General features: G+C 51.7%; 18 protein-coding genes and 1 pseudogene. 10 read left to right on the top strand and 9 right to left on the bottom strand.

Annotation, left to right across the window (positions count from 1 at the left end; all coding sequences use genetic code 11):
- Positions 1-16: 16 nt before the first annotated feature.
- On the bottom strand, positions 17-910 hold the full coding sequence (locus tag ACFIOZ_RS14755; RefSeq protein WP_386079124.1) for a LysR family transcriptional regulator: 894 nt from the start codon (positions 908-910) through the stop codon (positions 17-19).
- A 184-nt stretch (positions 911-1,094) separates the two neighbouring features.
- Here ACFIOZ_RS14755 and ACFIOZ_RS14750 point away from each other — a divergent pair, with 184 nt between their 5' ends.
- The 4 genes from ACFIOZ_RS14750 to mmuM all read left to right on the top strand — a co-directional run bounded on the left by ACFIOZ_RS14750 (position 1,095) and on the right by mmuM (position 5,530).
- A complete protein-coding gene (locus ACFIOZ_RS14750; RefSeq protein WP_386084098.1) occupies positions 1,095-2,300 on the top strand; it encodes a YbfB/YjiJ family MFS transporter in 1,206 nt (401 codons plus the stop codon).
- 26 nt (positions 2,301-2,326) lie between these two features.
- Entirely contained in the window at positions 2,327-2,929 is a 603-nt protein-coding gene (locus ACFIOZ_RS14745) for a glutathione S-transferase family protein (RefSeq protein WP_386079122.1), read from the top strand.
- 202 nt (positions 2,930-3,131) lie between these two features.
- The gene (locus tag ACFIOZ_RS14740) at positions 3,132-4,574 is read left to right on the top strand and encodes an amino acid permease (RefSeq protein WP_386079119.1); all 1,443 of its coding nucleotides are present in this window, start codon (positions 3,132-3,134) and stop codon (positions 4,572-4,574) included.
- On the top strand, positions 4,571-5,530 hold the full coding sequence (gene mmuM / locus ACFIOZ_RS14735; protein ID WP_386079117.1) for a homocysteine S-methyltransferase: 960 nt from the start codon (positions 4,571-4,573) through the stop codon (positions 5,528-5,530). The genes ACFIOZ_RS14740 and mmuM overlap by 4 nt, the downstream gene beginning before the upstream one ends.
- Positions 5,531-5,541: 11 nt before the next feature.
- Here mmuM and ACFIOZ_RS14730 read toward each other — a convergent pair whose 3' ends face one another.
- Positions 5,542-5,952, bottom strand: a complete 411-nt coding sequence (locus ACFIOZ_RS14730) for a hypothetical protein (protein ID WP_386079114.1) — start codon at positions 5,950-5,952, stop codon at positions 5,542-5,544.
- Positions 5,953-6,092: 140 nt separating this feature from the next.
- Between ACFIOZ_RS14730 and ACFIOZ_RS14725 the strand changes: the two genes are divergently transcribed.
- Positions 6,093-6,551 carry a GNAT family N-acetyltransferase gene (locus ACFIOZ_RS14725; RefSeq protein WP_386079112.1) on the top strand — a complete coding sequence of 153 codons (459 nt, stop codon included), beginning with the start codon at positions 6,093-6,095 and terminating at the stop codon, positions 6,549-6,551.
- Positions 6,552-6,680: 129 nt separating this feature from the next.
- Here ACFIOZ_RS14725 and ACFIOZ_RS14720 read toward each other — a convergent pair whose 3' ends face one another.
- Together ACFIOZ_RS14720 and ACFIOZ_RS14715 are read right to left on the bottom strand one after the other, a co-directional pair.
- Entirely contained in the window at positions 6,681-7,625 is a 945-nt protein-coding gene (locus ACFIOZ_RS14720) for an Rpn family recombination-promoting nuclease/putative transposase (protein WP_386079109.1), read from the bottom strand.
- 119 nt (positions 7,626-7,744) lie between these two features.
- On the bottom strand, positions 7,745-8,686 hold the full coding sequence (locus ACFIOZ_RS14715) for a LysR substrate-binding domain-containing protein (RefSeq protein WP_386079107.1): 942 nt from the start codon (positions 8,684-8,686) through the stop codon (positions 7,745-7,747).
- Between the two features lie 135 nt (positions 8,687-8,821).
- Here ACFIOZ_RS14715 and ACFIOZ_RS14710 point away from each other — a divergent pair, with 135 nt between their 5' ends.
- The 5 genes from ACFIOZ_RS14710 (at position 8,822) to ACFIOZ_RS14690 (ending at position 18,583) form a co-directional block, all read left to right on the top strand.
- A complete protein-coding gene (locus tag ACFIOZ_RS14710) occupies positions 8,822-9,709 on the top strand; it encodes a DMT family transporter (protein WP_386079104.1) in 888 nt (295 codons plus the stop codon).
- A gap of 149 nt (positions 9,710-9,858) precedes the next feature.
- Positions 9,859-10,188 carry a DUF427 domain-containing protein gene (locus ACFIOZ_RS14705; RefSeq protein ID WP_386079101.1) on the top strand — a complete coding sequence of 110 codons (330 nt, stop codon included), beginning with the start codon at positions 9,859-9,861 and terminating at the stop codon, positions 10,186-10,188.
- A 346-nt stretch (positions 10,189-10,534) separates the two neighbouring features.
- Positions 10,535-12,274, top strand: a complete 1,740-nt coding sequence (locus tag ACFIOZ_RS14700) for an AAA family ATPase (RefSeq protein WP_386079098.1) — start codon at positions 10,535-10,537, stop codon at positions 12,272-12,274.
- Positions 12,274-13,689 carry a UvrD-helicase domain-containing protein gene (locus ACFIOZ_RS14695; RefSeq protein ID WP_386079096.1) on the top strand — a complete coding sequence of 472 codons (1,416 nt, stop codon included), beginning with the start codon at positions 12,274-12,276 and terminating at the stop codon, positions 13,687-13,689. Before ACFIOZ_RS14700 ends, ACFIOZ_RS14695 begins: the two co-directional genes overlap by 1 nt.
- A gap of 319 nt (positions 13,690-14,008) precedes the next feature.
- The gene (locus ACFIOZ_RS14690; RefSeq protein WP_386079093.1) at positions 14,009-18,583 is read left to right on the top strand and encodes a hypothetical protein; all 4,575 of its coding nucleotides are present in this window, start codon (positions 14,009-14,011) and stop codon (positions 18,581-18,583) included.
- 687 nt (positions 18,584-19,270) lie between these two features.
- Here ACFIOZ_RS14690 and ACFIOZ_RS14685 read toward each other — a convergent pair.
- From ACFIOZ_RS14685 to ACFIOZ_RS14665, 5 genes and pseudogenes are all read right to left on the bottom strand, one after another.
- Positions 19,271-19,560 (bottom strand): annotated as a pseudogene (locus ACFIOZ_RS14685) (ATP-binding domain-containing protein); the annotation flags it as partial.
- Between the two features lie 58 nt (positions 19,561-19,618).
- Complete coding sequence (locus tag ACFIOZ_RS14680) at positions 19,619-21,190, bottom strand: asparagine synthase-related protein (protein ID WP_386079090.1); 1,572 nt, start codon at positions 21,188-21,190, stop codon at positions 19,619-19,621.
- A 4-nt stretch (positions 21,191-21,194) separates the two neighbouring features.
- Positions 21,195-22,802 (bottom strand): ATP-binding cassette domain-containing protein, encoded by a 1,608-nt coding sequence (locus ACFIOZ_RS14675; RefSeq protein ID WP_386084096.1) that lies wholly within the window; start codon positions 22,800-22,802, stop codon positions 21,195-21,197.
- Positions 22,803-22,931: 129 nt separating this feature from the next.
- Complete coding sequence (locus ACFIOZ_RS14670; protein ID WP_386079088.1) at positions 22,932-23,630, bottom strand: lasso peptide biosynthesis B2 protein; 699 nt, start codon at positions 23,628-23,630, stop codon at positions 22,932-22,934.
- Between the two features lie 113 nt (positions 23,631-23,743).
- Complete coding sequence (locus ACFIOZ_RS14665) at positions 23,744-23,893, bottom strand: hypothetical protein (protein ID WP_386079086.1); 150 nt, start codon at positions 23,891-23,893, stop codon at positions 23,744-23,746.
- Positions 23,894-24,100: the final 207 nt, after the last annotated feature.

Here is a 24,100-nt window from a genome sequence, read left to right as displayed (position 1 = left end):
AGTGTCGGTACCCACTTCACGACGCAGTAAACTGAGGCTCATCCACCACCACCGCGCCACGCAAGGTTTCAGCGAAGCTTGCCAGGGCGGGCGTCCAGGTCTTGGGTTCGAGGGCGGCAAAGTAAGTATCGACATTGGCGATGGATGAGGGCAGTTCCAGGGTGTGAATCCCGAATCGGTGTTGATGGGCTTCGACTGTCCCACGGGGCAGCACCGTGTAGCCCATTCCAGCCGCGACACAGCCTAGCATCGCGTCCAGTGAGCCGAACTCAAAAATCCGCCCAGCATTAACCCCACGGGAGGCCAGCAATAGCTCGATACGCTGACGGTAGCTACACCCTTGGCGAAACGCCAGAAAGGCCGACGTCATCAGCTCCTGAGAAGAGGGCATCGTCATCATCGGCGTTGAACCCACCAGTACAAGCTGCTCGCTGAAAGCCTTGAGCAAGTGATAGCGGCCATGCTCAAGTCGACCTGCCACAAAGACACAGTCCACCTGCCCGTCCAGCAACAACTCCACCAGTTCCGCCGTGGGCCCGGTCTTGATCTGGATATCAACGTCAGGCTGCGCTGCGTGGTACGCCGCCAGTATCGGCGGCAGGCGCAGGGCGGTCGTGGTCTCCATGGCGCCTATACGTAGCCGTCCACACGCCTTCTCCTGGCCCTTGAATAGCGATACCGCTTCATCGTGAGCCGTCAACATGCGTTCAGCGTACTCCACCAATGCCAAACCAGCGCTCGTAGGGCGAACGCGGCCCAGGCGCTGAATAAGCTGGACGCCTAACTCATCCTCAAGTTTCTTGATATGAGCCGTCACGTTGGATTGCACCGTGTGTAACTGATTTGCAGCCGCCACGAAACTGCCCGTTTCGGCCACCGCCATAAATAGCCGCAGTGATTTAAGTTGCATACCCCATCTCCCCGCCAAGCGGTTGTTCTGTCAAAAGCGCCATCTCGACAAAGTGTTATCTCAAAAAAAGATAGTAGCTATCAAAATTAATCGTTTCTAGAAATAGTTCTTCACGCGTAGTCTGGCTGCGTACCAACGCGCTGCCCACCTTGCCTGAATGGCGGCACGAAAAGGACACAAGATGATGAATCGAACACTCACTGCCCAAGACCGACCCGCCCTAATAACCGGGATAATGGCGACCTTGGCGGGAATTGGCATTGCGCGCTTTGCCTATACGCCGCTACTACCCGCGATTATTCAGGAAGGCTGGTTCACTGCCAGCCAAGGCGCCTACCTGGGGGCTGCGAACCTGCTGGGGTACTTTCTCGGCGCACTCTGCGCTCACGCGTTGAGTGAGCGCTTTTCTCCTCGCTTAGTCATCGACGCAAGCTTCGCGGCTATTGCCCTCAGCTTTATTCTTTGCGCTGGGGCGGGCGGTTTCGCCTGGTTCTTCTTTTGGCGATTGGTATCCGGTATTGCCGGGGCCATTTTAATGGTGGTTGGCCCTTCGCTGGCGCTGGCGGCCACGCCGCCTGAAAGGCGAGCCAGTGTGGGTGCCATGGTGTTTACCGGTATTGGCCTCGGCGCGCTGCTTTCGGCCTCCATTGTGCCCATGCTTCTTGAATTAAGCCTAACGGTCACCTGGGGCACGCTGGGGTTGCTTTGCATTGCGGCGGGTCTTTTAGGTGACTGGGGAGTTAGCCACTTATCCGTAGCCTCACCTTCGGCAGCTAGCCCATCGGCCAATAGCCAAAAGGGCGTTGTGGGAGTCAAGCTAGTGGTGTGGCTGGTCATCGGCGCCTATGCTCTGGACGCGGTCGGGTTTGTGCCCCATACCGTGTTCTGGGTGGACTATCTTGCCAGGGAGAACGCTCTGGGTAATCACGCCGCTTCCCTACAGTGGGGCATCTTCGGCTTGGGCGCCGTCTGTGGGCCGCTGATGGTGGGCGCCTTGGCGCATCGAGTGGGTTGGCATCGTGGCCTAGCGATTGCCTTTGTGGCCAAGGCTACCGCTGTATCGCTGCCGGTATTTTCGCTAGCACTGCTCAGCCAATCCGTCTCCTCCTTTATGGTGGGGGCGATGATCCCCGGCATTGTCGCACTCACCTCTGGGCGCATTGCTGAATTAGTAGGCCCGACCGCGCACAAGAAGCTATGGGGGCAGGCAACCGCTGCTTTTGCTGCTGCCCAGGCGCTGGCGGGATATGTCATGTCTGCGCTTTATGGTGCCTGGGAGACCTACGCGCCGCTATTTGCCATCAGCGGCTGCATGCTCGCAGCAGGCTTTTTGTTGGTGCTGCTTAGCCGTGGTGTACAGCAACGCCACGCGCACTTTACTACTCAGTAATCTACATCACACCCTGGGAGGCAATAATGGAACTCTACCTAAACGCCACATCACCCTATGCGCGCCTGGCGCGAATCGTTTTACTGGAAAAAGGCCTGGCGGAAAGTGTCACGCTGAAGTGGTGCGACCCTTGGGCAGACGATGCCGATCTATTAAAAGCCAATCCCGCCGGGCGTATTCCGGCGCTGGTAACGGAGGAGGGCATCCGGCTTAGCGAGTCGCTGCTGATAGCCGTTTATCTGGATGGTGTAAGCCCTAACAAGCCGATGATTGCCCAAGACAGTTTGGGTGAAGTGCTGCACCTGGCGGGGCTTGGCCAAAACCTGATGGATGCCGCGTTCAACACCGTGATTGCCAGAAAGCATTACGGCAAAGAGATTGACGCTAGCGAGCTGGGCCAGCGACGTTCGCGAGCCATGCAGCGGCTACTGAAACAGTTGGACAGTGAGCTTGGCGAAGAACAACAGAGCTCAACTATCAACCTGGGCCACATCGCCACCGCAGTGGCGCTGGATTATCTCGCCTTTAGGCTGCCAGAGGTGAACTGGAAAGAAGAGTACCCGCAGCTTCAGATATGGCACGCTGGCGTGACTGCACGTACAAGCTTTGAGCAGACTGCATTCAGTTAGTACCGCTGCTTGGCGCCAGCCATTATCTAAATGGAAGCTTCCCGCGCTTATCACTCATGTCAGACTTGTATATTCAAAATAAGAATATTAAAAATATCTTTTATGCTTTTTAGTAAATTAAGTATGCACTAAAATGGCGCCCTTTCTGAGCCAGGCCGCTAGGCGATTGCCGCCGCGTTAGGCCAACGATAGGGATGTCACCATGAGTGAGCCAGTAAGTGATCAAGAGGGGGCGCACTTCAAGCGCAGTATGCAGACGCGCCATTTGGTGATGCTCTCCTTGGGGGGCGTGATTGGCACCGGGCTGTTTTTGAGTTCCGGTTATACCGTGCAGCAGGCCGGGCCTATTGGGGCAGTGTTGGCCTATCTGGTCGGTGGCATTGTTGCTTGGCTGGTGATGATGTGCCTGGGCGAGCTGGCGGTGCATATGCCCAATTCAGGCGCCTTCAGCGCGCATGCCAGCCGCTATATCGGCCCCGGCACTGGCTATATGGTGGCCTGGATGTACTGGCTCACCTGGACGGTAGCGCTAGGGTCAGAGTTCACCGCGGCGGCGGTCTTTATGGGGCGCTGGTTTCCCGACATCCCCGGCTGGTACTGGAGCGGCTTGTTTGCGGCGATTGTTTTTGGCGTTAATGCGTTTACCTCGCGCTTCTTTGCCGAGTCTGAGTTCTGGCTTTCACTGATCAAAGTGATTGCGGTGGTGGTGTTTGTGCTGGTGGGGGCGGTGGCGATTATTGGCTGGGTGCCGCTGCATGATGCCGCTGGCGCTGAGGTCGCCTCACCGGGGCTATCGGCCCTATGGGGAGAGGGCGCCATGCCGCCCAACCTGCTGGCCATTGGTACCGCCTTGCTAGCAGTGATGTTTGCTTTTTCCGGCACCGAACTGATTGGGATCGCCGCCGGAGAGACGGTGGATCCGGCCCGCAATGTACCCAAGGCGATCCGCGCCACCCTGTGGCGATTGATCCTGTTTTTCGTTGGCACCATCGTCGTGATTGCGGCGCTGTTACCTCAGGATCAAGCCGGGCTCAGTCAAAGCCCCTTTGTGGCTGTATTCCAACGCCTTGGCGTACCGGGCGCAGCCGATATCATGAATTTCGTCATCATCACCGCGCTGCTGTCGGCGGCGAATTCCGGGCTTTATGCCTCATCGCGCATGCTGTGGACGCTCGCTGACCAGGGCACCTTGCCCAAGTCGCTTGGCCGTCTCAATAAGCGCGGCATTCCGATGAATGCCCTGCTGCTCAGCATGGTCGGCGGCTTGGGCGCGCTGTTCTCCAGCGTGTATGCCCCTGAAACCGTCTATTTGGTGCTGGTCTCGATTTCCGGGCTGGCCGTGGTGGTGGTCTGGATGGCGATCGCGCTAAGCCAGTTCAATTTCCGGCGCCACTACCTGCGTGAAGGCGGGCAACTGAAGGATTTGGTCTATCGCACGCCGTTCTATCCCTGGGTGCCGATTCTTGCGTTTGCAGCCTGCCTTGCCGCGTGCATTGGCATTGCCTTCGACCCGCATCAACGCGTGGCGCTCTATTTCGGTGTGCCCTTCATTGGCCTGTGCTACCTGGTGCACTATGTGCGCCACCGTTCGGCCCCCCAACGTTCTGAATATTCGCCTAACGCCATTGAGGAAAACACCGTATGACTGAGTTTAATCCAATCAAAGCGCTGTTGGCCGACGTGCCGTTTATGGTCATCGACGGAGCCTTAGCCACCGAGCTGGAAGCGCTCGGTTGCGACCTCAATGACGCCCTCTGGTCGGCGCGCCTGTTGGCCCAGGCCCCGGAGAAGATTCTTCAGGTGCATCAGGCCTACTTTGAAGCCGGTGCCGACTGTGCGATTACCGCCAGCTATCAGGCCACAGTGCCGGGTTTTATGCAGGCGGGGATGACGGCAGAAGAGGCGCGGGAACTGATTCAGTTATCGGTCACGCTGGCCCAGCAAGCACGGGATGCGGTCTGGCAGCCCGGCCAAACCGACCGTCCCAAACCGTTGGTAGCCGCATCCGTCGGCCCGTATGGCGCCTACCTAGCAGACGGCAGTGAGTATCGCGGCGGCTATGACCTGGATCGCGCCGGGCTGGTTGAGTTTCACCGTGAGCGGTTTGAACTCTTGCTGGCGGCGGGGGCGGATCTACTGGCCGCTGAAACTTTGCCCTCATTGGAGGAAGCGCTGGCGATCACCGATTTGCTGGCCGAGCATCCGGGCGCGCAGGCCTGGATCACTTTCTCAGCGAAGGATGGCCAACATATCAGCGATGGCACGTCGATTGCGGAATGTGCGAGAGCGCTGGCCAACTGCCAAGGCGTAGCGGCAATCGGTGTGAACTGCACAGCGTTGGCCCATATCGAATCGCTGATTGAGGAAATCCGCCGTGAGTGCGATCTGCCGGTGTTGGTTTACCCCAACTCAGGAGAGGTCTACGACGCGGTAACTAAAACCTGGCACCCGGCCCAATGCGATCACACCGCTTCGGATATTTCCGGATTGGCACAAGGGGTCGAGCAATGGCTGGCAGCAGGCGCGTCAGGCATTGGCGGTTGCTGCCGGACGACACCGGAGGATATTCAAGCGCTGGCTGAGTGGCGGCGGTCGCGCTAGTTTATTAGGCCTTAATGCTGAGTCTCTGCCCGTAACCTTTCCACCTCTTCGACGGGCAGTTCTTCAATAGCCGCGATTGTCTGATCATCCATTTCGGTGCGAGCGATCAGTTTACGGGCCGCGTTGCGTTTGCTTTCCAAAGCACGCTGTTCAGCTTCCTGCCGTTCTTCTTGCCGTCCCTCCTGACGCCCTTGTTGGCGCTCTTTTTGCACCAGATTTTCTAAGTTTTCTGCCAACATATCTTTATCCTCCACCAAACTGTTGAGCTGCTCCAGATTCACCTCTGCCCCAAGCCGTTGCAGGTGACGCTTGATCCAACGTGTAATGACCTTATCAATGTGCTCCTTGTTCAATGTGCCAGCGAGATTGCATCGCAAAAAATCAATATTTCTAAGAATAAATAGCGGGCCTTCGGCAAGCACGTTTGGCGGGTTGGCGTTAGTCTATACCGATATCAGGGTGTGGTAGCATCGGCTAAGAATATCCCGGTGTTGACCTCGATCAGCGTAAACCATGCGTGGGCATGGCTTATGGCTCTTCCAGCGCTTCAAGCATTAGTCATATGAAAGAAATTCTGAGAACGCCAGAGCAAATCGATTACCAAACTATTGCAGCTTGGGTAACTGATCAAAAATCTTGCGCTCGCTGGGCAGGCCCATTAGTGCCGTTTCCATTTGCAGCTGAAAAGCTGCCTAAGCTGCTCGCCGTAAAAGGAGGCTCAAGCTATTGCTTGTCCGATAGCAGCAACAGCTGCATTGGCTTTGGTCAGTTTTGGGCCGGTAAAGAAGGCGCGGTTCATATCGGCAGAATTATTATTGCGCCTGAGGCTAGAGGAAAGGGGGTAGGGCGTTTGCTATGTGAACAACTCATAGCTAAGGCGCGGCAATCAACGGGTTCATCAACGGTTACTCTGCGTGTTTACCGAGACAATCATGCAGCACATTCTTTGTATTCCAGCCTTGGTTTCTTTGCCATTGAATCAGAGTCGACCAGTGACCTATTGTTTATGAGTACAAAGTGATCATTCGCGTACGGCTGACATGTAAATGCACCGCTACTTTGTTTGCGCATTGAGCCCCGATGAGTAAAAAAGGCGCGTATAGGCTAATTAACCAGTTGCCCGCCGATGCCACCTGGGAAGACCTTAATTTCAGTGTTTATCTTCGAGACGGAGTTTAGCTATATCATCAACCGATAACCCAGTCGCCTCCGCAATCTGTTCATCAGTGAGCACGCCAAACTTCAATAAATGACGGGCAGTATCACGTTTGCTGTCCAAAGCACGCTGCTCAGCTTCTTGACGTTCTTCTTGACGCCCTTCCTGACGTCCTTTTTCAATACCCAGCCGCTCAATCGTGTTGACGTAAGGCATGTGCTTCTCCTCCTGTATGGCGTAGACCGCCTGTGCAAATTCAGGATCTAAACTTCTAGGCAGTTGAATCATCCAATCGATGATGTTGAACAGCCGTAAAACCTGATCGCGGCTGTAGCCTCGCTCGTAGAGCAGCCGGATAAGGGCCACTTTGGTATCCTTTCGTGATGCATTCTCCTTCACTCGCTTAGCCTGAATCTGAGCCATCACCACTAAAGCAAAGACATTGTCGCTGGCTTCCAGTTCTGCCCAGTGCGCTTCCCAATCAATCAGTTTAGCCGTGGGAAAGGTAAAGGTCAGGGCACATCCCCAGCGTTGATAATGAAAAGTTGTGGGGCGGAAGCTCTCGCGGGTATCTGCCAGTACGGCAAGGCTGACCACATCAATATTATAGCGGTCACGCAACCGGTACTGGTAGGTAAACATACGCTCGGCAAAGCTATCTTCTGGTTCGCCTTGTACCTCTACATGGATCAACACCCAGGTCTCAATACCATCCAGGGCAGCCACCTTGATCAACTTGTCGGCATAGCGCCTACCGCTTTCCGCATCGACGGTGATTTGTTGCAGTTCTTTGTCGAGAAAACTGTAGCCCTTCGACCAATCCACCTGTTGATGGATCGTGGGAAATAGCAGCCCCAGAAACTCCTGAAAATACGCTTCCAGCGCCATCTTCCATGGGCTGTCGTGGTCACTGCGGCGACTATCCTCCTGATCACTCATGCATTCTCCTCATTTCAATACACCAACGCTACCGCCTCGCATATAACAGTATATCTAAAAATAAATAGCGGGCCTTCGACAAGCAACTATTGGCGGGTTGGCGTCAACCGGCACCCATATCAGGGTGGGGTAGCATCGATTAGGGGAGTGCTAACGCTTTGAGACTTCATCGCCGAAGAAAGCGTAAGGAAGTCCGCCAGTTGCTGGGTGGCACGCTTCTGTGACGCCTGAACCATCACGAGTTCAACCATAGGCAGCTCCGGAAATCCCTCCCGCTTGCCTAAAATAATGTGGTCTTCAGCAAGCGCACTGGCGGGCAGCACACCAATGCCGAGACCTGCTGACACAGCGGCACGAATATTGTCATAAGAGGCGCTGACATAGGCGCTGTAGCCCTGCTTCCCGGGCTGATCCAATGCGGCGAGCGCTGCGCTACGGTAGCAACAGCCATCAGGAAAGATAACAAGTGGTACATCAGACATGCGGTCAAAATCATGCCGTTGCGTGGCTACCCAATGGAGAGGCTCTCGCCGCAGTAGATGACACTGCCAGCGCGGGTCGCTTGGCGTTAAGTCTCCCACACACTTAAAGATGGCGAGATCAAGGCCGCTGTTATCGAGCTGGTGGAGCAGTTGCGAGGAGAGCGCAGAGACAACTTCCAGACGCAGATTGCGGTTTAGCTCGGCGCAGCGGGAAATAGCGCCATGTAGATCCACCACCTTGAAATCATCAGGAACACCAATCAGCAGACGTCCGGCAATTTCCGGTTGCTGCATGGCACTCACCGCCTCAGATGTGCGGGAAAGTATCTCATTGACGGCAGGAAGAAAACGCTCGCCGTCTGCCGTCAAGCCAAGGATGTGACCTTGACGACGTTCAAGCAACTTACAGCTGAGTATTTCCTCCAGCCGTTTCAGGCTTTGGGTGACCGCAGACTGGCTGCGGTACAACTGAAGACCTGCCTGCTGAAAACCATTGCCTTCGGCCAACAGTACGAAAACGCGCAGGTGTTCCAGCGTGACTCGCCTGTCGCCCAAGGGGGAAGGTTGGCAATTAAACACACTATCTCTCCGTACTTAATATTAATTTATCTAATTATGATCGGTTAATAATTAATTTCCACTACATCTAACTCCCATGCACCATCAGTTTCATGGTGATGGTGCAAAAGCAGGATGGCGCTTTTAGGGGGTTGCATGAACAATTTCGTATTAACTGGCTTGGTGATCATTTTCAGTATCGTTTGGAGTTCGGCATTTATAGCCGGTGCCATTGCACTGACTGATTTCGACCCCTTTACGCTACTCACCATCCGGTTTTTATTGAGTGCGTTGCTGATGCTGCCCATTTGCCTTAGCTGCGGAGGCTTCCGGTTATCAACTCATGGGGATCGCATCGCTATTAGGCGCGGATTGCTACTTGGCGTGCTTAACAACGCCCTTTACCTGGGGCTGAGCTTTGCCGCATTGCAGACGGTTCGCCCCCAGGTCGTTATTGTTATTGTTAGTTGCGCACCGCTGGCCACCAGTTTGCTATCAGCATGGTGGGGCGTAGAACCTCTTTCCCCAATGAAGTTACTCGGCGCGGCGCTGGGGATAGTGGGAGTGGTGGTCATCTCAGGCGTTGCTAGCGGGGTGCAAGTCGATATTTGGGGAGTGCTTATGGCAACTGGAGGCATGCTCGCCTTTGCCAGTGGCACCGTGTTCTTCCGCGGCCAAGGCGCAGGCCTTCCGGTCTTGCAGGCCAATTTCTGGCAATCCATAGCGGGCGCCCTCGCGCTTCTTCCCATAGCCATGGTATTTGGGCAGCCGCTGGCCGTGCCTTCTACTGCTACGATGATAGCGATTGCACATCTGGTATTTGTCGTCACCATCGGCGGAATGAGTCTCTGGCTAGTGCTGATTCGCATCAGCGGCGCCTCGACGGCATCCAGCTATCACTTACTTAATCCGTTCTTCGGCGTACTACTCGCTTATCTAATACTTGGGGAGCCATTGCGTATGGCGGATTTTATTGGGGCTGGGCTGATTGTAACCGGCTTAATTCTTACTACTCAGGCAAGGGCGAGAGCACCGCAGTGTTAGGACAGTCGTAGTGAATTAGAGAGCAGTGGCAAAAACATGACGCAGGTCATGGTCGTAGCCTAAAGTGTGATGCGTCGTACATGGGATTCAACGAACTTTGCTGCTAGGCTCATTTTACTAGAGCTAAAAAAGCCGCAGGGAACAATCTAATGCCACAGGCACCTCGCATCGAGCTTCACCCCGTTAGCCAACGCGTGCAGGTGCAGGTGCAGGTGGGTGGCAAGTTGCTTGCCGACTCCAGCCAAGCCTTCGAACTCCGCGAAACTGGCTACCCACCACGCCACTACTTCCCACGCGAAGACGTGCGGATGGATTTGCTTACCACCTCAGAAACGACTACCCACTGCCCGTTTAAAGGCAGCACGGTGTATTTCTCGCTAGGCGAAAATAAAGATATTGCCTGGAGTTATGAGCAGCCGATTGAAGGGATGGAAGTGATAGTGGGTAGGGTGGCGTTTGGTGAGGAAGAGAACGAATGAGGCCTTTCGACCCAAAGCGGCCCTCCCGGCGAAAGCGGCATGCTGATTCAGCCGTGTTATGCAGCCGGCACGATGATCTATGTTATTCTGCCTATTTATACTTAATCAATTATAATTTCAATGGGATAGATCGTGAATGAAGCGCTGTATAACCTGAATAAACGCGCCGCTGGGTTCATTGAGGTTATGTAGAGGGGAGCATAATCACTGTTATACGGCAACGCAGCCGTGCGCGCTTTCGATCAGTAGCGATCTTGGAATTGTTTTTTTGGCGTAAAATTTCGAAATAAAATGCAACTTGAATAAACATTATAATTGGTAAGAAAATACTCAAAAGGATTTTCTCTTGTCTCAAATAAGATATATTCATGTAAAAAATTTCCGCGTAATAAAAGAGCTTGAATGGCTACCCAAGCCTGGATTGAATTGTCTTATTGGCCCTGGAGATTCTGGAAAATCCACTGTGCTTGATGCCATTGACCTTGCTTTGGGAGCTAGACGGTCCTATCCGTTTACTGACGCTGATTTTTTTAACCTTGATACAAACAATCCCATTGAAATATGGGTAACTATTGGCGTATTGAGTGATGAGCTAAAAAATATTGATGCGTATGGTATGTTTCTAAGGAGTTTTGACCCGACTTCAGGAGTAATCTCGGACGAACCTCAGGCCGGGCAAGAAATTGTAATAACTCTTAAGTTAACAGTCGCGGAAGATTTAGATGCTGACTGGCTACTTTATTCAGAAAGAGCGGAAACGGAGGGAGTAGAGCGAAGACTCCCATGGAAGCATCGAGAATTCGTTGCACCGGCAAGACTTGGTGTCGCATCCAACCATCATTTGGCCTGGGGTGGAAGATCAGTTTTAAATAAACTGTCAGAAGATGGCCTTGATATATCATCAACACTGGCACAGCTGAGTAGAACGGCTCGCCAAACATTTTCAGGACATGACGTTGAAGGAATTGAAAACGTACTTAGCAAAGTAAAAATCCTAGCCAACAATCTTGGAGTCCCCGTTGGTGATCTAAAAGCATTGCTAGATGTTAATAGCTCCTCTCTATCAAATGGGGCTATTAGCCTTCATAACAATGATAATACTCCGTTGCGCCAGCTTGGAACAGGATCGGCACGACTGCTAGTTAGCGGGCTGCAAAAGTCTGCTAGCACATCAAACATCTTCATTGTGGATGAGGCGGAATACGGACTAGAGCCATATCGAATATCTAGATTGTTAAATGAACTCGGCTCAAAATCGGTCGCTCCTGAACAGCAGGTATTTATAACAACACACTCGCCATATGTTTTGAGAGAACTTCAAGCTGCACAGCTTCATGTAATACGGAAAGCCGCTGCCGCACCTTTCCCACCTCCGTATATGAATTATTCTCACTTGATATATTCGTTGACTGGTGGCGATGAACAACAAAGTACATTGCGCGTGTGTGCGGAATCTTTCTTTAGTCAGTCTGTTATTGTTTGTGAGGGTAAAACAGAGATTGGATTAGTCAGAGGAATTGATCTTTATTGCCAAGATAGAGATGCTGCAACCATTCAATCACGCGGGGCTTCTTGTGCTGATGGTGGTGGCGATAGTATGTTTATACGCGCTAAAGTTTTTAAAAGCCTTGGCTATCCAACCGCAATACTGAAAGACTCTGATAAAGATGCAGAACATGTAATTCCCAGTAATGAAGCCCGTGTGCAAGGTATCCAAATTTTTGAATGGGGAAATAATTACTCAACTGAAGACGCTTTGTTTAACTGCTGCCCAGCAGTGATTATTTCTAACTTGCTCAATTTGGCTGTCGAACGAAAGGGGTATGACTCGATAAATTCGAACATACAAGGCTTTTCAGAAAACAGAGTTTCTCTTGACGACTGCCTCAATAGGTTTGAAGATACGATGAGGCCTATATTGGCTAAAGCTGCTAAAAGTAAAAAAGGAGCATGGTATAAAGATGTTGAACCCGCTGAGAGTATCGCTCGTTTAATAATTGCCCCACAGTACGAAAACTTTCATCAAATATTTCAGCAACCTTTAAACAACCTATTCTTATGGGCAAAACCGGCGGGTGCTCAATAGTGAGTGTTGAGGCTGTATTGGGTTCTGGTAGAGGGTTGATTGTTGCTCCAGCTGGGTGTGGAAAAACACACTTAATAACCGAAACATTGGCTGTTACTGATAAAAAGCCTTATCTAGTCCTAACACACACTACGGCTGGTGTAGCTGCGCTCAAGCAACGTTTGAAAATTCTTGGAGTTCCAAACAAAAATTATGTTGTATCTACAATAGACGGATGGGCACGACAGATCTCAAATGTCTTCCCTGTATCATGTGATGTTAGAGCTACACCTGATAACCCGAGAGTTTTTTATCCAGAGCTGAGAAGGAAGGTTCAAGGCTATATAGCCCCGGGGCATATATCTGAAATTATTAGGTCATCATACACTCGCCTTTTAGTAGATGAGTATCAGGATTGTGACGCTGACCAGCATGCATTGATATGTTCTCTTTCCGAGGTGTTACCAACCACAATCTTTGGTGATCCGATGCAGTGCATCTTCAACTTTGGTGGACCTATGCCATCCTGGGATGGAGACGTTAAGTCAAGGTTTCCGGTTATCATGGAGTTAAATACTCCGTGGCGATGGATAAATTCGGGAACGCCTGATCTAGGCCAATGGATTCTTAATTGCCGAGAGTCTTTACTGCAGCGCCGACCTATAGACCTTTTAAGTTGTCCGGGTTTCGTACATTGGATTCAGCTAGCAGGCGATCCACAAACCGACAAACAACGACAGACGGAAATTCAATACCACATACGAAATAGTAACGATCCCAGTCATTCGCTATTAGTCATAGGAGATTCAAGAAATCCGCGTTCGAGACACAATTTCGCTAGTCTATCGAGAGGGATTGATGTTGTTGAGCCTGTTGATTTGGCGGACGTGACGCAGATTTCGTCACAAATAGACAGCTTGCGTGGTGAAGAGTTGGCAAATCATGTCCTTATGGCAATATCATTAATGATGACTGGGGTAGGAAAAGCAAATGTGCTCAAGCGAATGCCTACGATATTGGCGGGTCGCAATCGTACGCCTGCTACACCAATCGAACTGGCGGTTAGGGATGTTATCGAAATCAGTGATAAAAGCTCTGTTGGTAATCTATTAGGTTGTCTTGAGGTTAGCCCTGATACAAGATTATTCCGACGAGGTGCATTCACTGCACTGAAAAGCGCTGTTTCATTGAGTGTTAGCGATCCGACTAAAACCACTAAGCAGGCTGCTGAAATAGTAAGGGAGCAGCGTAGGCATCGAGGTGATAGCCGCATACCTTCTCGTGCAATTGGTTCCACATTGTTGTTAAAGGGGCTTGAGGCTGATCACTGCCTCCTACTAGACGCAGGAACGTTGAATGCACAAAACCTTTACGTAGCACTGTCACGGGGAGCAAAATCTATTACAGTTTTTTCTAATTCAAATATTTTACCTTAATTTCTCATCAGAGAATTTAAGTTAAACTAGCAGAGCGTTAATAACGTTATTTTTTATAATTTCCATGTCTAATTTTGGCCGTATGCGCATGGTTGAAGGCCGAATCAAGTCCCGTATAACTAGTTGCTGCATGCGGATAAATTACTCGCTGCGCTCCTAATTTACCGGAGAGCAAAGCGTTATATTAGAGACGACTAAAAGGCAGCGTCTGGCCGAAACAAGAATGCTCGTGCATAGATGCAATCGACCCAAAGCGGCCATGCAGGCAAAGGCAGCATGTGCTTTCATCGGTGCTGAACAGTTAGGTATGAGATCCTGAATGATCAAACCATTTATAACCCATGTTGAAAACCTGAGGAACGCTCTTCTGACTCTGAAGCCAACTGGAGAAGATGGCTTTGAAGGGCTTATTGGCGAAGTGCTTGAGGGAATCACGGGCATCCCCTTTCGGCTTGCGAGTAGCGGCTACCAACGCGGAATCGATGGCAAGGCTGCTTTTGAAGGCGCTGTTGCTTTTGAAGGCAAACTCTACACGAACAAACTGCCGCGCGCAGACGTGCTGTCAAAGATCCCAGACCTTGTCCGCCACAACGATTACGCAGACTTAGTCTGGGTACTAGGCGCAACCTGTGAGGTACCTAGCCAGTTGGCAGATGACTTGCGTGCTGATGGCGCACAGCAAGGTATCAGCGTCCTGATCCTAGATTGGACTCCTTCTGATTTTCCACGTTTGGCTGTGGCACTCGCAATAGCTGACATCAAGACCAAGGCCTTTCTGCAAGCTAGTCTTAACAATCAGATGTTAAGTGCGGCGCTTGCTGCACTTGATGCTATTCGTTTAGATACTCGGTTTCCGCACCAAGAAGAGTCCATTCGCAGAAGACTCGACGCGTCGGGAATGGCCACAGCGATGGCAGAGAATGCCAACGTAATATGGTTTGAAAAAACTGTATCGCAAAAAGCCATTGCGCGCATCGAACTCGGTCAGCCCCTTGCCCCCAGAGATCAGGCTGTCACCGTTCTAGCCCGCAATGACTTAGTCATTAAACTGGGGGCATATTTATCGAATATGGATGAGGACAATATTGTCTGCGTCCATGGTGAGGAAGGCTGCGGCAAATCATGGATTGTGTTGCAGACATGGCTTTCACGCTCTGACAAGCCTCTTCTGGTGTTTTTAACGCCTGATGATTTTTCAGAGGTCGCTACACAAGACGACATAGAGACACTTCTGATCAAAAAACTCTTCGCGCAGACCGGCGACGTAAAAAGCGATAAGAGCACAATACGCTGGCGGCGACGACTGAAGGCATGGAAAGCTGAAGGCAAACCGGCACGTCCGCGCTTTGTTTTCGTTTTAGACGGGATCAATCAGCGTCCCGACCGAAAATGGGGAAAGATCGTCGATAATGTCGCCACCTATGTTAACCGGCGTGGCGGTCGCATCGTACTCACTGCACGCACACACTACTTCAACACGCGAGTTAGGAAGGCGCTGACATACCCTGTTAAAGAAGTAGTTGTTCCCAAGTGGGATGCTGACGAACGTGACAGCATTCTAAGGAAACACCTAGTTCCTCTTAACAAGCTCAATCCAACTGTTGCAGAGTTCCTAAGGAATCCTCGCATTCTGTCGATTGCACTTGAGGTTTTCGGGGATGACGTTGCAATATTTGAGGAACTTAGCATCGAACGCCTGTTGTTCGAGCATATCATGGCAGGAATCAAGGAAGACTTTGGCGACGATCCTATCGAATTCGTAGCACATCTACGCGGGCAAGCGCAGGAACTACTAATACGCGCTACGAGCCAAGTAAAGGACGATCTGCGCATCTTTGACAACGAAGTGCCCGCGGTTGCCGAAGGCCGCTTCTATTCCGCCGTCCCCGGGGAGCCGCAAAAATACGAACTCAGGGATGAGGGGCTAACATTGGCCCTTGGGTTCTCCATTATCGAAAATCTGCGCAAAGCCAAGCGCAACAACCATAGTCTTGATGATGCTCTCAAAGAGGTTCTTGAGCCGATCGAAGCGCTGGATAAAACGGCTGAGGCAGTGAAAGCGGCAATTACAGTATGCGCGGCTGACGATGATGAGTATTCACCTGAGATTGCCCAGGCACTTATTAAGGGATTCGCCGAGCTTCAGAACCCACCGCCGGATTCGCTTGACGCCTTGGTCAGTTTAGCAAGGGAAAGACCGCTGGATATCGCAAAGGCGGCTCGGAATCTCTGTTTGCATCCTAGTCACCAGCCAAACTTCGACTGGATACAAGCGGCGCTTGTTCAAGCTGCAAAATCAAGTGCCGTCTGGGACTCGGTGGCACAGGAAGTTCGGGATTGGCTACGCGCAAACTCTCTGGCGGTGGAGCGCCGTATGCATTGTCACGTCCATCGTGATCCCCAGGATAAGGTTAAGCAGGAGCGTGAAAAGCTGCAAGCGGAAATGGATGATAAGCTTGCTGCCCTCTCTCCCGCCGAAAAGACTCGTCAGAGACGTCTAATAAAGATGGAGGGTGATCTGGATGCGCTATCAGGGCTTGCTTTGATTTTGCTGGCTGGCAAGAGACTCGCACCGTTCGCAAACGAGCTTACTGACTGGAGTTTTGCCAACGCGCTTAACGGCTCCTATCAGGTGCCAAGCAAGAGTTTCCTTGCCCTCATTAGCCTGAACCTTCGTGATTGGTCAGAGACGCGAAGTTCACTGTTGCGAAGTTGCAAGGATCTGACCTCTGATACCATCTCAAAAACAGGCAAGTGGGCTCTGCTTAGAATCTTGCGAGCAACGGGCGATTCAGGTGACGATCGGGAAGCTGGCATCCTTTATGAGGAACTAACCCAAGATCGTCAGATGCCACCTGGCCTATTCCCTACAAAGGAAAAAATAGAGCCCTGTGATCCGTCAGCACCGGTACCTGCTAACATGGATCAAACTGTCCAGCGTTACCAGAGCCTTGATTTCACCGCGCTCCGACAGGGCAGAGGGCAATCGTCTCAGGATCACGTTTTTGTTGATTCCCTGCCGGTCGTTGCCCGTTTTGCACTGAAAGCCGCCACAGCTAAGCTTCGCGAGTTTGCAGAGGACGTTGTAAAACGCACCGACATATCGCTTCGACAAGGGTTATTGGAGCTGCGCGAACATGGCGCGCTCGTCACGGAGGATCAGGCACGGGCGCTGGTCGAAAAATGGAAAAATGCACAAGGAGCAGGCGATAATCAAGGACTGCCAAAAGGTGAGAGCATCTTGCTGCAGTATGAATTGCTCATCGCTTTTCCATTCCTTGTTTGCTCCGAGCAGATTGAAATTCTGCTGGCAACGACCGAGGATCAGCCACTCCTGCTGGAACTCATCGATGAAACCAAAACTCCCGATCCACAGATCCTCGACCGTTTCTTAAAAGAAACCCTGGCCGAGGGCACGAAATGTTATAGGCAGCACCTGCTTCTTGAGATAGCTGCTGCGACGGGCGCAGAACTCTCAACCGAGATATGCGATTTCACCCGGTCTTCAATTACTTCGAAAGAAGGACGGCTTCGCAGAAGTGCACTCGGTTTGGCAGTCCACTCGGGGCATCCCGCCCTTATAAGGGCGGTAGCGGAGAGTGACTGGAAATACGTTCTGTCCGTGTCCGAGGGCAAAGATAATTTTGAGAACTGGTATGGCTCTCTTGCATTGCTAGAGGCTGCAGAGGCCGGACTCATCGATGAGAGTATGGTTATAGACCGGATTTCACCATCACTCTATGGGCGAGCAGCAACGGTGCTCAAAAGAACAGCGGTTCAGCAAATAGCTCAACGCATTGATGCCTCTATTCACTGTGCAGTCGGCCTACCGATTGAACTGATTACTCCTGAAATTGAGTTGGAGGCAGAGTATATTTTTTCCAAGGATCCAATACTTTTCTCTGTCTCAGAGCGAGAGACACCCTCAGAGAATATAGAAGATTTTTTCAGACGTTTATCCGAGAGCGATAATGAATTCCGCGATAGGCAAAAACATAATAAAGACTCGTTCATTGCTTTCAGGGAAGAGCTGACAGCAGCAAAAGCGCATATCATTCTTGATCACCTTACGCATGAGGATTTTGCGGCGTTGGCCGTTATCGATCCCGAAATTATAAATAAGTGGGGTGACCTCTTCATGGAGATCAACGACACTAGGCTCCCAGTCGTCCACAATCTCATTCTGCTGGTGGCTAGTGCGATTGCAGACACCAATCCTGAGAAGAGTGTGCTGCTATTTGAGCGAGCGGCACATAGCCGCCCGTTGGTAAGGTTTACATTCGGTAAGAGCGGCGTTGATCTTGGATCAATTAGCGTATGGAAGGGAGGCAAATCTTCATCTTTTGATGCGTTGCGTAGAAAGCGATTGGACAGCGCGGCAACTGACCAAGCGATTGCAATCGAAGTATTATCCGCATTGCAATGCAATCAAGGGTCTTTTCTTGATGCCTATATCGATGAAAAGATTGCGCAGCCCGAACCAGCCCAAATTGCTCGCGGGCTTATGGTTGCCGGCTTTTGCGATAAAAGCCCACACAGTGAAAGGATATTAGCGGAATTCAAAGATACCGAGGGCCTTCCCGGCAAAGCATACGCGGCGGCGATCACTGCCTATCGGTATAATAGCTGGGCTCGACACTGGTTCAAGATCATGTGCGAAACCAATAATCCTGTCACGTTTTGGCAGGCTGGGGTTCTTTTCACACAATGTGTTGATGGCCGGTTTGATATGTGGAGAGATAGCTTTACTCAAGATGGCGGATCGATTGCAGCCTTTGGCACGAGCCTGAAAAACCCACTGAATAGACGCTACGGAAAACTCGAAAAGGAGCGCCAGAAACGACTTTTCGGGCAGGACGCTCCGGCAGCAATTTTCATCCACTCAGCCGATTAAGTGTTGTGATGGTAGCCCTTATCTTCTTAAGGCATTGCATTATTTAATTTATTTTCCAGCATATAACAAGTTGCTGCATTCGGAAAAATTATTTGCTGCGCTCCTGATATTCCCGTGGACACGGCGTTGGGCCAAATAGGAGATATCGTTATCTTTAAGAGGTTCGAACGCCAAGCCTTTATTGTATTGCTGGTTGCGACTTTGATTAGCCTAGTTGTAAGTATCTATTCAGTTATTACGGGTGGTGCTAACCCTGCAAAATAGCTAGCTTCTTCTGGCTTGCTTGCTACAGCCTCTGGTGTTTTTCAACTTGAGGTGAGTGGGCTGTTTAAAAAGGTAATAGATGAATATGGTAGCGAAAATGAGTTTCCTTATGGTAGTCCGTCGTATATTACACGGCAGATTATTGATAACCTAGAAAGGCCATTCTTAACATGGGTGCGGAATATATTGTTTTACAATGCAGCAATTGGGTTTTGGTTAATCATTGCTGGAACTTATATACAACTTACAGCTTTCTGGGTTTAAGTGACAATATGACACAACAGGGCGCTCCAGCCGCCCCGGAAACTGCTGGACGGTTATTGGGTGTCTGAGTTACCACATTACATTAGTGGAATCTAAAAGACTGTTCTTTGGCCGAAAACCGACACCATTAAACTTTAAATATAGGTGTTGCTTACATGCTCACATAGCCCCACTCACCCTCGTAACCTCCCTAGTCACCGCATCATTCAATATCCCGCGTTTGGCCTCAATCAGCGTAAGCCAGTCGCGGGCGCGGGTGATGCCGGTGTAGACCAGCTCGCGGGTGAGAATCGGAGTGGGCGTTTGCGGTAGCAGGGCGGTGTGTTGAAACTCCGAGCCTTGGGATTTGTGTACCGTCATCGCGAACACGGTTTCTACCGCGTGCAGGCGGGATGGCAGCACCCAGTTGAAGGTTTGTACATAACGCTAATGGGAAAAGCTACGTGCAAAACCGATCTTGCTGGCATTTTTTTGGAAGAGCAGGCACTGCCAGTCAAATCTCCCCAACTACAACAGCCTTTGATAAGCGTCTAGGAGTAGCGCAGTGGTAAGGAGCTTAAAAAGATCATAGTCAAACCCACCACAGCCTAGTGCCGTCTGGTTGTAGACTTCTCTAAACCTTTCACGATCAATTAGTCCCCACTGAGCGAGCTGTCCCTCGAGAACCAGTGGTTCCAAATACGCTCTATCGTTCCACAATGTTTTCTGAAAAGCCCCTGTAACTGAGCCCTTCCTGCGTCGAAAAACGGCATTTGTATTATAGTGCTTAGCAACTTTCTGCCGAAAAGGCAGGCGCGTATGATTTTTATCGTAGAGGGCGTCTGTAGGAAGCGAAAGGGCGTATCGGAGCATTTCATCCTGAGTAAATGGCCTTAAATACTTCGCCCGTTCATCGCAAATGATACGATAGCTGTTCTCGCTAATAGCATCTTGCATCCATGCGCGTCTTATAGGCTCATTTCTCGCTGTGAGTGACGGATGATCTTGGCGGAAGCCCGCACTCACTTCTTTCCGGAGAAACTTATTAACCGGATTGGGAGGGGCCTTCATTATTTCTCGCAACACCCGGATATAACTAACCGAGTACAACTGAGCGTAGTGCTTAAGTTTCCGGGGGAATGCCGAAGGTTGGCTACGCAAGGTACTTCGTAGCGTGGCTACCGGCACGGGGTCGAGAAAGATCTGGTCGCCACCATGGCCATCTAGAATCGTCACAGGCCGTGTCTTGGTTCGTATCGATAGTTCCTCCGCAAGCTGGTAGATGACGGCTTGGAAGGCGAGTGCAGTTGAAGGAGCTGCAGGTAGCGGCCCTTGAATCGGACGAAATAACAAATCTTCCGAAAGCGTTAACGAGAAGTGCTCGACGCCGAGTTCGTTGGCAATAGCCGAGGCAATCTTCGCATCATCGTGTGCACTACCGCCTGGAAAGTACCAAGTGCAAGCTACAGGTTGCTCTACCCCGTATACGGCTGCAGCTGCATAGAGCAAAGAAGTTGAATCACAACCGCCCGAGAATGCAACACCGAAACGCTCTGTAAGTGCCTCTTGTTGAAGTAACTCTTCAAGTATCACAGCCGGATTTCCAGAGGCGTTGCTGATGTCGTGGATTGAGTCTAGTTCCGAGGCAATGTGCATCGCTCCTCCACGCTGAAGGTGAGCCACACCGCCGGCGGGGATAACATGCACATCTCGCCAAACTGAGAAACCCAATGTTCGGTCGTTATTTAGATGCGCGACAACCTTCTCAAGCGCTGGCGTGTTGGTTCCTTTCTCGAGTATCTCCTCAAGTGTGCTGCTAACTAATGCACCTGAAGACGTAGTTCGTAAATAGATCTCGCGGCAACTACCTAACGGATTCCGCACCCTTATTTTGCCGTTCTTGGCTTCGACATACGGAGCGCGAGCCATGGGCGTTGGCGTCATCTCGCTGAGCGTGCTTTGCGCATGCGCTGGTGTAATTAAGCTGTCATCGAGACTTATCAGCAGCGGAACACGACCGATGAGCTGATGCACAACGCCTTTCATACAAGGGTTATTGCCGCCATCATGTAATGTATCCGATGAGTCTCCCAAAATCATAAGCTTACCCCCCTCCCTGCTCTGCCAAAATCGGCGTATTGCACGGGCCGACATCAATGAACTCATCGGCAAGCGCGAGCACCTGCTCACGGTGGCTTACTACCACTAAGGTCTCAACGCTTGCTCTTAGCGCCTGCATGAGCTGAATCTCGCGCGCACTATCCAGCGCCGCCGTGGGCTCATCAAGGATGATGGTGGGTGTGCTTCGCAGCAGCGCTCTGCCAATGGCGATACGCTGTTGCTCCCCACCGGAAAGATTCCTTCCCTGTACGCCAACATCACGATCCAGCACACCCTCTCCAGAGGTTGCACCGCCGATCCGTTCTAGATCCAGCAGTTCGACGAGTGCCAGTAGCTCCTGGTCAGGCACGGGCTGGTGGTGTGCGTACAGAAGATTTTCGCGAACGCTACCGCTGAAAATCAGAGGCGCTTGGGGAACGACACTCACTTCGCCAAGGATGTCCTCCGGCGAAAGATGGCGAACACTGACACCGTGGAAGAGGATCTCGCCGCCTGCCTGAGGCTCAAGCCCTAGAAGGGTTCTCAACAGCGTGGACTTTCCGCTTCCGGATGGGCCGCGTACACCGTACATCTTGCCTGCCTGGATTTCTGTGCTGAGCGGCATGGCGGAGGTGGCGTCATCGGTGCGTAGGGTAACGCCACGTAGTGTGAAGACAGGCTGCTGATGATCCAGGGTAATATCGGCTGCGGCCTGGAGCTCGGTAGGCAGGTCAAGGTATCTAAGGCCGTCACCGAGAGCGACGTAGTTCTTCTTGAGGTCGATCAGCGCCGCCGCGATCATGACGAACGGTGAGGTGAGTTGAACCACATAGGTCGTGATCATGATGAAGTCGCCGACTTGATAGCGCTGGCGTAGCGTTTCGCTGACGGTATAGAGCGTGAACCCACCCAGCACTAGACCCACAGCGAGGACTTGTCCGCCCATCAAACCGCTGAGCTTGGCATGAGTCCCGTATACCGTGTGAACGTAGGTGTGCAGATGCTGATCGAGTGTGCGTTCTTCATGTCCAACCGCGAGGTTGATCTTGATGTCGTACAGGGCCCGTAGTCGCTCCGCGAGGAATTCACTCAGCTGAGTATGCGTCTGGTAGAATTTCTTATGGATGCGGGTTGTCGTATCGGCAATTCGGTAGGTCAACACGAAGAGTATAACGATGGCCAGGATGAAGGCGACCGCGAAGGTGAGATTGATCACCTGCCAGAGAATACCGAAGACGAAGCAGAGCTGGATGACTACAGGGGCGATGGTCCAGAAGATGGCATGGTTGATCAGGCCAAAGCTGCTCATCGCGCGGTTCACATCCGCCATGACTACGCCCGTATCGAGCTGATGCTGCGCCTGGTAAGGCAGGCGTAAGAGACGCCGCACAACACTCGAATAAACGGCCGCATCGCATCTGGCCATCACGTATGAACTCGCGAGATTCTTTCCCCACTCCATCATGTTGCTTAATGTCCAGCCGACCGCGTAGGCAGTAGCGAAGACGTAGATCATGCCCACCATAGCCTCACCCGACCCCTCCACTAAGAGGTTAGTCGTCTGCCGGAGCAAATAGGGAACCGCTGCGCCTACCGCCGCTATGCTGATCATGAGCAGCAGCACCAGTATGAGGTGGACAAAAAATTGTGGATATCGTGAGCGAACCAGCTCAAGCCCGCGCCGATAGGTCGTCACATAGGAAGAAGGATACGTATCTTTCATAGCAGGGGGCTCTGTGGTCTAGATGTCAACAATCGGGCACATTCTCTCGGGTAAGTTCGGGTCATCGCCTAGCACTTTTCCCCCGACTTCAACCCAAGCGTGTGATAAGAAGTCGTACCGCTGAACTCCTATTCGGAACGTGGGATAGACACCGAGTGAAAGAAGTAGCCGTGACAGCGACATGGAATACTCCAGACACTCCACACGATAGGGCACCCAGAGTGCTACCTCTGCTACGCTTGCAGCCGCGCTCGCGCAAATTCGGTTGTGCTCACTGGATTCTGCTGGGAAATGAATCGCATTCGTGTATGTGGCTTTTAGCGCACGCAGACTGTTCATTGCGGTGTGAAATCCCCACATCGAAAGCAAAGCCTTCGTCCAAAGCAATGTTTGCAACGCGCGAAGGCGCATCCCCCTAGCTGGGAAGGCCTGGTGGAATTGGCGAGCAAACCGCCACTCGTAGTCGCCAATCCCTTGCTCCCGTGCTGACACTCTCCGGATCGTCTGCCGCTGGCTGGAGAGCTCCAGTATTCCCTGGTCGAGCAGCGCTTGGACAATCTCTGACGGTTCACCGCCCTCTATTAGTGCCGACTCAAGTTCTAGGCTGGTTGGTGCCTCAAGGATGACATAACAGTCTGCTTGCTCATCTAGGATGATGAATTCACCGTTAAGTAGGACATAGTGAGCGTATTGGCTAAAAACGGGATAAACCTCCATGGCATGGCTCCGTGGTTTACTGAGCAGGAGATGTCCGCACGTACATGGCGGAACATAGGTATCACGGTGCGGCATGCCGCACTAGGTACGGCATGCCGGTGGGGCGCTAGCCCTTAGATCCATGGGCCCCGGTAAACAGCATAGGTGCCCTCAATAATGGCACCGCCGCCTGTCCCGCGGATTGCACTGCTCGCTTTGAAGGTAGACGTCTTTTGACGTAGCACACTAGGGAGGTGCTTCTTCATGATATTTTTCTTCAACATGTCTTTCTCCTTTTATGGCTTTGGTTTCAATTCCGACGTCGGCACTTATGAGGTTATCGGGCATTGTTAGACTGCGCACCTGTCCATCTGGATAGGCATATGCTGACTTACTCCGCGTTCGGGCAAGACTTGCTTTATTGTTGTGATTGAGTGTTAGCTACTTGCTAGCGCAACAGCTAACAGCCAGTTATCTAGAGCAGTTATAGA

The sequence above is a fragment of the Vreelandella sp. F11 genome (genome assembly GCF_042466685.1).
Taxonomy (GTDB): Bacteria; Pseudomonadota; Gammaproteobacteria; order Pseudomonadales; family Halomonadaceae; genus Vreelandella.
Note: the sequence above shows the minus strand (reverse complement) of the source record. Positions and strands in the feature narration are given on the sequence as shown.